General features: G+C 32.2%; 14 protein-coding genes. 2 read left to right on the top strand and 12 right to left on the bottom strand.

The annotated features are described in order from the left end of the window. Window positions 1–110: 110 nt before the first annotated feature. The 12 genes from WKI42_RS08230 to WKI42_RS08175 form a co-directional block, all read right to left on the bottom strand. Window positions 111–842, bottom strand: coding sequence for a metallophosphoesterase (locus tag WKI42_RS08230; RefSeq protein WP_173276804.1), 732 nt, complete (start codon window positions 840–842; stop codon window positions 111–113). After that, complete coding sequence (gene relB, locus WKI42_RS08225; protein ID WP_173276805.1) at window positions 835–1,071, bottom strand: type II toxin-antitoxin system RelB family antitoxin; 237 nt, start codon at window positions 1,069–1,071, stop codon at window positions 835–837. The genes WKI42_RS08230 and relB overlap by 8 nt, the downstream gene beginning before the upstream one ends. Window positions 1,072–1,285: 214 nt before the next feature. Beyond that, window positions 1,286–1,723, bottom strand: coding sequence for a GTP pyrophosphokinase (locus tag WKI42_RS08220; RefSeq protein ID WP_173276806.1), 438 nt, complete (start codon window positions 1,721–1,723; stop codon window positions 1,286–1,288). A 40-nt stretch (window positions 1,724–1,763) separates the two neighbouring features. Continuing rightward, window positions 1,764–2,897: a tyrosine-type recombinase/integrase gene (locus WKI42_RS08215; RefSeq protein ID WP_173276807.1), complete on the bottom strand. Its 1,134-nt coding sequence runs from the start codon at window positions 2,895–2,897 to the stop codon at window positions 1,764–1,766. A gap of 3 nt (window positions 2,898–2,900) precedes the next feature. Next, a complete protein-coding gene (locus WKI42_RS08210; RefSeq protein ID WP_001858113.1) occupies window positions 2,901–3,104 on the bottom strand; it encodes a DUF3173 domain-containing protein in 204 nt (67 codons plus the stop codon). 13 nt (window positions 3,105–3,117) lie between these two features. Beyond that, window positions 3,118–3,900, bottom strand: a complete 783-nt coding sequence (locus WKI42_RS08205) for a rolling circle replication-associated protein (RefSeq protein WP_173276808.1) — start codon at window positions 3,898–3,900, stop codon at window positions 3,118–3,120. A 424-nt stretch (window positions 3,901–4,324) separates the two neighbouring features. After that, window positions 4,325–4,855 carry a metallophosphoesterase gene (locus tag WKI42_RS08200; RefSeq protein WP_368081657.1) on the bottom strand — a complete coding sequence of 177 codons (531 nt, stop codon included), beginning with the start codon at window positions 4,853–4,855 and terminating at the stop codon, window positions 4,325–4,327. Window positions 4,856–5,021: 166 nt separating this feature from the next. Further along, window positions 5,022–5,411, bottom strand: coding sequence for a hypothetical protein (locus tag WKI42_RS08195; RefSeq protein ID WP_368081656.1), 390 nt, complete (start codon window positions 5,409–5,411; stop codon window positions 5,022–5,024). A 33-nt stretch (window positions 5,412–5,444) separates the two neighbouring features. Next, the gene (locus WKI42_RS08190; RefSeq protein WP_000772805.1) at window positions 5,445–5,759 is read right to left on the bottom strand and encodes a hypothetical protein; all 315 of its coding nucleotides are present in this window, start codon (window positions 5,757–5,759) and stop codon (window positions 5,445–5,447) included. 97 nt (window positions 5,760–5,856) lie between these two features. Continuing rightward, a complete protein-coding gene (locus WKI42_RS08185) occupies window positions 5,857–7,218 on the bottom strand; it encodes an FtsK/SpoIIIE domain-containing protein (RefSeq protein ID WP_173276809.1) in 1,362 nt (453 codons plus the stop codon). Then, window positions 7,181–7,411: a hypothetical protein gene (locus tag WKI42_RS08180; protein WP_000794049.1), complete on the bottom strand. Its 231-nt coding sequence runs from the start codon at window positions 7,409–7,411 to the stop codon at window positions 7,181–7,183. The genes WKI42_RS08185 and WKI42_RS08180 overlap by 38 nt, the downstream gene beginning before the upstream one ends. 58 nt (window positions 7,412–7,469) lie before the next feature. Next, the gene (locus tag WKI42_RS08175; RefSeq protein WP_001086132.1) at window positions 7,470–8,009 is read right to left on the bottom strand and encodes a hypothetical protein; all 540 of its coding nucleotides are present in this window, start codon (window positions 8,007–8,009) and stop codon (window positions 7,470–7,472) included. Window positions 8,010–8,469: 460 nt separating this feature from the next. On the opposite strand from WKI42_RS08175, the gene WKI42_RS08170 reads away from it, so the two are divergent. Both WKI42_RS08170 and WKI42_RS08165 read left to right on the top strand, forming a co-directional pair. Then, entirely contained in the window at window positions 8,470–8,976 is a 507-nt protein-coding gene (locus WKI42_RS08170) for a hypothetical protein (protein WP_173254950.1), read from the top strand. A gap of 6 nt (window positions 8,977–8,982) precedes the next feature. Continuing rightward, window positions 8,983–9,261 (top strand): hypothetical protein, encoded by a 279-nt coding sequence (locus WKI42_RS08165; protein WP_173276810.1) that lies wholly within the window; start codon window positions 8,983–8,985, stop codon window positions 9,259–9,261. Window positions 9,262–9,362 lie beyond the last annotated feature (101 nt).

Here is a 9,362-nt window from a genome sequence, read left to right as displayed (position 1 = left end):
TAGTAGAAAAGACAAGGGTTAGAAACCTTGTCTTTTTGTTATGTCATAAGAAATTTATTGGAATTGTTACTAATAATTACTAATTTCATATAAAAGCACATGATTAAAAGTTATAGAAAGTGATATTTTTGGGTAATTGTATCATAGTAAAGAACAGGTATTGTTTTGCTATTCGTTACATCTCCATCAATAAAGTAATGACTTTTACTATCATAGTAAATCTTACCTAGGTATCTTCTATCTTTAGCTACTTCCCAAGAAGCAATATGGCCCGAAATAATAGCTTTATGAAATCTACCAGTGGTAATAGGAAATTTGTTTGTAAATATCTCTGAACTCGTTAGTTCTTTCCAAAGCTTTCCTGCTTCTTCATCAATGCCAGCATGGACAAAAATTTGGGTTTCAGTTTCATAATAGCGTTCATCCCTATATCGTTTTTTAAACCAGTTTATAAATGGGTTGAATTTGATATTATTTTTAATTTCATTTCTAACACCTGTTTCAAAGTTGTTAGCATTCGATTTAAAAATATAGTTCAATTCCTCTGGAGAGAAGAAGCTTTTTATTGTTTCTGGAAATGCTGAAGCAGTAGGCTTATCTAAAATCAACCAATCATAAAACCATTCTTCATGGTTCCCTAGAAGAGTAATAATTTGATTAGGATAAACCTCCTCAAGTTCGATTATTTTGGAAATGACTTGAAAAGATTGAAGTCCATTATCAAGATAATCTCCTAGTAAAAATAGGCGATTATCTTGAACGTTTAAATTTACTTTATTGAGAGCGTCTATGAATTTATCCAAGTATCCATGTATATCAGATATTGCGTATATTTTAGCCATAGCGTCTCATCATTTCTTCATGTGAGAAAGTTTTTTTGTCACATTCAACCCATTTTTTATAAGCTTCATCAGCGACCTTAATATCATACATATCTTCAATTTTCTCTATAATAGCTTGTCTAATAAAGTCAGTCTTTGTTGTATTATTTTCTTCAACAATAGCATTTAATAAAGAATTTAACTCTTGACTAAATTGAACAGAAATTAGTGTAGTAACATCATTATTCATATAACAGCCACCTAATAGTTATTTTAGATACATTATACTCCTAGTCTAAAAGTTTCTCAATAAAAAATTTCACTTTTTATAGTTATTTATTTTAATAAAATTGTAGTATCGCAAGGATGTACCAGTTCGAGACCGACCGCCAGTATAGTAATAAAGACAAAGTTTATAAGCCTTGTCTTTTGTTTTCTCTTTATAAATTTTTATAGTTTAGTTACTAACTTTTTTTCTTTGTTTTTAAAAATCTAATAGCAGAACTGTATTTCTTATTTCTCTCTAAGTCTTTTTCAGTAATTAATGGTAGTCTGCTTAAATCTGAATTATGCCGTAAATCCGCCAACTTTACAACTCTAGCAAGTTCATTTGTCTTTACTAGATTGAGATAAGATTGATAATCTTGTCCTTTTTTCTTTGTAAGTATATCGACGGCTTCTATAATGTTTTTTGAAAAACCTTCCTTTTTTAGGTCTAGTAGGGTTAGTGAAGTATCTTCAATTACATCATGTAGATAGGCGACAGCTTTCTCTTCATCAGTTGCGACAAAACTAGCTACTGTTTCAGGGTGTTTAATGTAGTCAATTCCTGCTCTATCAATTTGTCCAAAGTGTGCTTTTTTAGCTACTTCATGTGCTTTTATTGCTTGTGATGTATCCATGATTTAATTATAAACTTTCCATTTATAAAACTCAATTACTTTATAGTAAATCATCTAGTTTATCAGCTAAATCCTTTTGCTTACTTGGGTACAAGTGAGAGTAGGTATCAATCGTGGTTGTTATAGAAGCATGTCCTAGTCGCTCTTTTACAACTAGATAATCTTCCCCTTGGTTAATCAGCAGGGAAGCGTGTGAGTGCCTAAAATCGTGTATGCGTATCTGTTTTAGTGTGCTATCACGTTCAAGTATTTTCTTATATTGTTTTTCAACTGCATTTTTTGTAATTGTGATAGGACTATTTTGAAACACTTGTAATGTTAGGCTATTGTTGGTAAATTGCTCTAATAGATGTTTTTGTTGCTTTTCCCAATCTTGTAATTCTTGGCTTAATTTTTTATTGATGACAATTCTTCTTGTTCCTGCTTTAGTTTTTGTTGTGCTGATATGAGTTACTCCTTTATTAACATAGACAGATTTCGTGATATGAATTGTATTACTTGAAAAGTCGATGTCTTGCCATGTTAGGGCAAGAGCTTCCCCAAGTCTTAATCCTGTAAAGAATAGAACAGTAAAGAGTAGTTTGATATTGTATTCTTCGGGTTCAAATAGTGTCAAAAACTTCTGAAATTCTTTGACTGTCCAAAATTGCATTTTTGTTTTTTCAATTGGCAACTTTTTTATCAATTTTGCTGGATTGGAGGAGTAATAGCCTTTTCGCAAACCAACATCAAAAATTTTTTTGAGTAAAATCATGATTTTGTTAATAGTATTTGTGCTTAACGGTCTATCTGAATTTTTAGCCGCTTTTTGCCTAAGATGTTCTCTAAACTGGTAGATGTCATCATAGGTCAATTTTCCGACATTATCGACCATAGAAAAATAATCTTTGATGTGTTTGTTGTAATTATTATCTTGTGTATTGATATAGCTTGCTTTTCGATGATTTATGCTATCTTCTTCCTTAAGTAGTTCATATAGTATGGGGATAGTTATTTTAGCCCCATAGAAGCGTTCTTTTAACTCTACACTTCGTAAGTAGTGTTCTGCTTCAATAGCTTCTTTTTTCGTCTTATAGCCCTTTCTGACAAGTCTACGTTGCTTTAGTGTTATTGGGTCAAAACCGTTGCTAATATCAACTACCCAATTACCGTCTTTACCTTTTCTAATTGCCATATTTTACTCCTTGAGGGTACTGTTTTGAACATCAAAACCGAGTAATTCGGTAGCAATAGTAGCAGGTATAGTACCAATTCGCTTGTTCTGATAGACTGTAAAGCCTCGGGTTATCAGTAGCTCTTTCCCTTGGCGGATAATACGTTTAGATGTTCCCTCAGAGAAACCGAGGGCAATTAGGTCATTCTTAGTAACAGTTGCTATCATGTGACTTACTCCTTTATTCATCTAGTCTTATTTTCTTGTACTTTACATGATTATCGAAATACTGACCGTCTTTATAGACCTTACTAGTGTATTCCGTTTCATATAGCACGACTGAACTATCATAGTTAAAATCTTCATAAGTGTAAAATTTATCTTCATCAGGCTTTTTCAAGTTGCGTGATGAAAAATAGGCTTGCTTTCCGAAGTTTTCCAACAATTCTTGTCCAATACCTTTTTCAAAATACTTTGTGACATATCGACCGCGATTTTCTTTGCTGTCGACGTCAACTTTATTTATCCATACTGCACCATGCCCCCAAAGTTCTAATAATTGCTTATGTGGAATATAGGGAACACTGAAAAGTAGAATATGAGCATGCCATGCTCCACGTTTTTGCTTTTCTAATACTGCAATATATTTTAATTGGCTTTTTTTAGTTTTAAATATGTGATAGTTAAAGCGTTTGATAAATGTTTTGAGTAAGTCTTTGAATTCGTTTCTCTCGCTGATATTTTCTTTAGTGGTTAAGGTAAGAAAAGAAGTCGTATCATCAAAGTTACAATCGACTAGACGGAGTAAGTTCCACTTTGCTTCTAAGCGAGTTTTTTTCATTCGCTCCAGACGTTTTTCTTGTTCTTCTGGTGTTAGTTCGTCAAATGTTCTACGTTTTGATTTTTCCTTGTTTTCAGCATTAGTATCTATAGTTGATTTTCCTTTTGAAAAAATTGGCTTTTCATATTCCCAAATTTCGATATAGGAAGCGGTGCGAATGATTTTTTTATTATAATTACTCATAAAAAAATGCACCCTTATTATAGCTTTCGCCAAAAGATTGTCTATATAATAAATAAACTAGGAGGAGCAAAGCTCCTCCCTACTTCTATCATGTGATCCTAAGCACCGCTCCGCTAAACACACTTCCAGCTTGCCGACTGCTTGTCGGCAGTTTTGCTTAGGTACATGATGAGAAGTAGCTATTAAATTTATAGTCGTGGTAATTGTTTTAATATTTTGTCTGTTGCCCAGTCTGTTGAAATGACCTCAAAATGTCCTTGGTCATAAACGAGTAAATCTCCATTACCAATAAATTGATATTTATTATCTTTGTCAATATATAATGAAAAAGTATCTATACCAATAACATTTTTAGAAATATCAATAGATTCTTTAGGGGTATGCCCAACAATTTGTTTAGGAAAGTCTTGGTTGGGAAGCAGTTCTAATTCTCTAAAATGTGCCCATAAAGGAGACCCCCAAGAGCTTTCCCACCACGCATTGGTCCTATTGTATAAGCTAGAATATCTAATTCTTCTTCATGCTCTTTGGTATAGAGGTTAAAATGCCATTCTTTTGGGTCAAATATCAGATTGAAACCAGCGTGACTGACTAAATAATCATCTAGTTGATAAGCTACTTGTAATTTCAAATCCTGCAACAATTCTTTAACTGCGAAAAAGACCTCTAGGTTTTGAATTGAGAAAGGCGCTTGTTCTCCCAGTAAATAATAAGCATCATGATTACCTATAAGATTAATTACATCTATTCCGTTTTGCTCTTTATCTATTTTCCAAGAGTATAAAAAAGTGAGGTCTTTGGCATAAAGTTGGATATTGTTAGTTTGACCATGTAAATCAACGTAATCACCAAGAAAAATGATTCTCTTAATATTATGTGTTTGGATAATTTTGTCAACAATGGGTAAAATCAGTTGCGATTTTAAGTGTAAATCACCAATTAATAACGTCTTCATATATATTCCCCTCTTTATTTTTGATATTAGTCTAAGAATCGAATTAAGTTATAGCACATTGTTTCGGTGATAGATAAATAGAATTAATTATTCTTAAGATGTTATTTAATAATTTCCATGAATATCAGACATAGAGTAATATATAGCTATAATATCCTCTAATTGTCTATCGAGCATTTAAGGCATAGATATAAGCTACATAGTAAGCAAAGTCGCCAATACGTTTTCTGTCATCGTTAAATTGTTCAAACCAAGCAACATCATTGCCCTGTTCACTTGCTAAACCTTTTAAAATCTTTAGTTGATAAATAACTTTATTGTGAGTAACAGTTCTAGATTCATCATTGGCAAGTTTCTCTTCTCTTGAGAGTGTGAGCCATTTACCACGTGCAGAGGCATACTCTACGCATAGAAGTACAAATGTAGTCCATTCTTCTTGAAATTCTTTATCAAGTTGATTAGAGGAATTAAGAAGACAAGAATAGATTTGTTCCGCTTCAGAAAATGAAACAATCCCCTTTTCATTCTTAAAATCATCGTAGCTAAAAGTTTGCATTGTAAAACTCCTTTATATATTATCTAAACTTAACTATTTTGTTACAGGTAAAACATCAGAACAAGCGAACCACAAATTTCCATTGAATTGCCCTACGTTTAAATCTTTAAGACTAACAGGACAAGTTTTGTTGTTCGCCATCTCTTGAACAGAAGCAGTAGGCGATAATGTATTTATTTTGACTTGTATCATCTCCATAAAGAAATCAGAATTCTCATCTTGAATTGACACATTAAGTCGTAAAGCTACGGGTTTATTAGTCTCTCTGTCTAATACTTCTGTATACCCTTTCACGGCAAAGAAGCGATTGCCTAGTAGTTCGGGTTTCAAAAAATCATTTAATTTCATGATAAAGTCCTTTCTTTCTTACCTCCTGCAATGCAGTCGGTTGGCTCTTTTTCTCTATTGAAAAGAATTCCTATTCCAACAGAGAAAAATACCGTTATTAGTAGTTTGGCAGTATATTTCTAACTACCTGTAAAAATTCTTGTTTAGTTTTTAAATCAACAAATGGCACAATTGTTAGCACAGGCTCAACCGAATTTATTCCATCAGCGAAAAATAGAGCTTCCCCTTTCCTGTCTGATACAGTAGGTACATTCTCAAGTTCACACATAGAAAATGCCATTTTTAACCGGTCTATACCAATATTCGAGAGATACAAAACACTTGATATTTGGAGGCGCAACTCCACAGGAATATTGTCTGCATTAGGGTCTTGGGTACTAAGGCAGAGGTGAAAACCTGCCTGGCGTCCTTTGCGAGCAATCAAACCCAAATTTTGCAAAATTTCGTTCCATAACTCTTTACCTTGTTTGCTAGAGCCACAACTATCACGAATAGAAGCGAGCTCATCAATAAACAGGAAATTCGGTGTCATCCCCAAATCATATGCATCAGCATTTAGAGAACTGTTCTGCTTGATAACCTCAAAACGTTCATTCATCATCTCCACAAACTGTCTTGATAGCTTTGCAAGTGAAGTAGGAGAAGAACCTACGGAAACACTTTTGCCCAATTCTTCTTCAAGAAGCTTGCCAAGGGCATATAAGTCTGCCCCTTTTCCGTCTACAATGCCTAAGTAAGTACCGTCAACAGTTCCACAACCTTTAGCCAGTGCATTAAATAAGTACCATTGTAGGGCTATTGTTTTTCCTGTCCCTGTTCGTCCATATATACCGATATTAGTATTCGATTTCAGAGAGAATTGTTGGGTATTTGATAGCTTGATTATTGGACTAGGAATATCCTTAAAAAACTCCCTAGTTAATGTATTAGTATTAAAAACGTATTGTTCAATTTCTTCTATCTTCCCTAACACGTATACTATTTTATCGATTTCTTCTTTTTTAGACAGCAAGGACAAGCCCAAAGTGGGGCATAGATATTCCTCTAAATTTTTCAAGGTTTTCAGATAACGGTTGCCAAATAATGGGACACAGACAATAACTTTGTTATCCTTAGAAACGTCAAAATATAGAACTGCTGTATCTACTACTTCATTATCACTTTCATCATAAAGAGCCAAACTAACTAACATATAAAACAATGCTTCTCTGATATTGAGCTTGTTTCTCAATTTTGCTATAAAATTAGAACGAAAGAACTTCTCTACGAAAAAAAGAAGACTTATAAAAAACATGGAAAAGACTAGACGTGCAATAAATGGGATTGTAGCAATCCATGAACACATGAGAAGTAAAAGGGTAAAAATTTGAATAGCTAGTCTAACAATTTTAATATTTCGAGGACGAATAAAGTACGGATACTTATTCATCACCGAGATTCTTTGATTCAACATTCTCATGTTTTCTCTCCTCTCCAGCAGGGGAAGCCATATCTATAAAAATCATCAAAAAGATAATCATCGTAATACCCATCAATATTGCAATAGCTTCAAAGATAGGAGAATAGACATTTTTTAAAAGAAGCACATAATATAATGTGCAACCAAATCCAATAAAGAACAAATAAAAAAGATATTTATAGAGATTCTTCATGACGCAATTCCTTTCTTTTTTAAGATATAAAAGGGGAGGAATACTCCCCTAGATTAAACTAAGATAATGCCCCTGCAAGAGCCTTAACTAGGTAATTGTGTTTTACTCTTTTCCAACCCAATTTGCCTAGAACATAATAATAGATGTCAGGGTTAATCTCAAACTCATGTTCAACTGATAAAATGCTATCTTCATCAGCTTTTCTAGAATATGAACGATGTTTTTCTTTAACAAGTTCAATAATCTCATCTGTAATAAAATCAGAAGTATTAGTATTGTAAAAATACAATTCACTATAAATTTTCTTTGAGGTAAAGATGTCATCCGCTAAGCATGTCCCTGTTACCGTATGAAATAACTGACATGCTCTATCCCACATATCCAACAAACTTGCTACATACTTAACAGATAAATTTTGCCCATATAGTGTATTTTTAAGTTTTTTCGCATATGGTAATGCATCTGTTGAATCATATTTGTAGGAACCTCCAACAACTGCATCAGGAACATATCTTGATAGCCTATGACAATACCCTTGTTCGATAACATCGTCAAAGGTATGAGTTTTAGTTTTTGGAACTATTTTTTTTGAATTCATAACAATATTTCCTTTCAAAATTAATATATGTATTATTGTTTCAATTAGTCTCTACTCTGGGTGAGGCTCTTGCAATATTTATTTATCTTCTCCTTTTTGTGTTTTGTGTATAAATGTAGTATCTTGCAAATATAGTTTCCAATTATCCTGAGAAACTATAGATATGATTTAATTCTCGTATCAATCAAAAATCTCTCCTTGTTCTTCTTCACAATAATAGGCGTCCATCTCTTCATAAAAATACTCTAATGCCATTTGTTCTTCTGGGGTCATGACAAATTTTCCTTTCTACACGGTGTTTGAGGTAATTATTTACCTGTTGATGATATCTTAGCATATCGTATCCACTATGTCAAGAAAAATACGGTCTTTTTGTCTAATATTTTTAAATAGACCGTTTATTTTAAAAAAATAGACAAAAAAGATTTGCGATGCTATAATGGTTAGATGGAGGAACAATATGACAACAGTAGATAAAGCAAATAATTTTGTTATTGTAGTGGAAAGAAGAATGACACAAGTTTATAAAACATTGTCACTAATAGGAAATTTATCAAATAAAAGATATTATGAATATAGTGATGAAGAAGTTAATGAGTTATTTTTAAAATTATTAGATAAAGGAAATGAAATAAAAAAATTTTTTTTAGAATATTCAAATTCAAGAACAGAATTTTATGAAAAAAAACGTAATTTATCATCCTCATTTCATTTTTTATCTCCTAAATTGGAGATTGAAAAAAACGATAATTTTAGAGAAATTGCTGAATCAAGAGTTAGTAAAGTATTTGGGACAATGAACTCAATAGCAAATACTGCTTATAAACCTAATTATGATTATACTAATCAGCAGGTGGAAGAGATATTCGAAGGATATAAGAATAAAATAGTGGAGATAAAAGGTATCTATAGTCCGTTGGAAAAATTCTCGTTTTCAATCCAGAGTAAAATAATCATTGAAAAGTGAGATAAAATGGAATTTTGGAATGACACAATTCAAATCGTCAAAGAGTGGCGACCAGTCAATTATTCAGTTTCTGAAGATGAAGACTTTGAAGCTGTGAAGAAAAAAGCAATTAGAAATTTTCAAGGTTATCTAAAATTACTTGATGAGAATACTGAAGAAGGCTACCAAGAAGTTATAAGGTTATTTACATTCAGCAAATTCTATGGTGAAGAACTGTGTAACGATGAAGAACTGAACAAATTGAGTAGAGATATAAGAGGAAGATTAAAAAAATTTCGTTCCTAAAAAGTTACTAAAAACAAAAAAATTGTTTTTTAAATAATACAAATGGTTTTTTATAACGTTGATTATGCTAACTTATAAAGATGTAAAATCTTAAACACCAA

Source organism: Streptococcus pseudopneumoniae (genome assembly GCF_038148935.1).
GTDB lineage: Bacteria > Bacillota > Bacilli > Lactobacillales > Streptococcaceae > Streptococcus > Streptococcus pseudopneumoniae_U.
This window is presented reverse-complemented; position numbering and strand designations above follow the sequence as displayed.

Bases quoted from the DNA above. Each gene is read 5' to 3' on its own strand.
- WKI42_RS08230 (WP_173276804.1), bottom strand. From the start codon at position 842: ATGGCTAAAATATACGCAATATCTGATATACATGGATACTTGGATAAA.
- relB (WP_173276805.1), bottom strand. From the start codon at position 1,071: ATGAATAATGATGTTACTACACTAATTTCTGTTCAATTTAGTCAAGAG.
- WKI42_RS08220 (WP_173276806.1), bottom strand. From the start codon at position 1,723: ATGGATACATCACAAGCAATAAAAGCACATGAAGTAGCTAAAAAAGCA.
- WKI42_RS08215 (WP_173276807.1), bottom strand. From the start codon at position 2,897: ATGGCAATTAGAAAAGGTAAAGACGGTAATTGGGTAGTTGATATTAGC.
- WKI42_RS08210 (WP_001858113.1), bottom strand. From the start codon at position 3,104: ATGATAGCAACTGTTACTAAGAATGACCTAATTGCCCTCGGTTTCTCT.
- WKI42_RS08205 (WP_173276808.1), bottom strand. From the start codon at position 3,900: ATGAGTAATTATAATAAAAAAATCATTCGCACCGCTTCCTATATCGAA.
- WKI42_RS08200 (WP_368081657.1), bottom strand. From the start codon at position 4,855: ATGAAGACGTTATTAATTGGTGATTTACACTTAAAATCGCAACTGATT.
- WKI42_RS08195 (WP_368081656.1), bottom strand. From the start codon at position 5,411: ATGCAAACTTTTAGCTACGATGATTTTAAGAATGAAAAGGGGATTGTT.
- WKI42_RS08190 (WP_000772805.1), bottom strand. From the start codon at position 5,759: ATGAAATTAAATGATTTTTTGAAACCCGAACTACTAGGCAATCGCTTC.
- WKI42_RS08185 (WP_173276809.1), bottom strand. From the start codon at position 7,218: ATGAGAATGTTGAATCAAAGAATCTCGGTGATGAATAAGTATCCGTAC.
- WKI42_RS08180 (WP_000794049.1), bottom strand. From the start codon at position 7,411: ATGAAGAATCTCTATAAATATCTTTTTTATTTGTTCTTTATTGGATTT.
- WKI42_RS08175 (WP_001086132.1), bottom strand. From the start codon at position 8,009: ATGAATTCAAAAAAAATAGTTCCAAAAACTAAAACTCATACCTTTGAC.
- WKI42_RS08170 (WP_173254950.1), top strand. From the start codon at position 8,470: ATGACAACAGTAGATAAAGCAAATAATTTTGTTATTGTAGTGGAAAGA.
- WKI42_RS08165 (WP_173276810.1), top strand. From the start codon at position 8,983: ATGGAATTTTGGAATGACACAATTCAAATCGTCAAAGAGTGGCGACCA.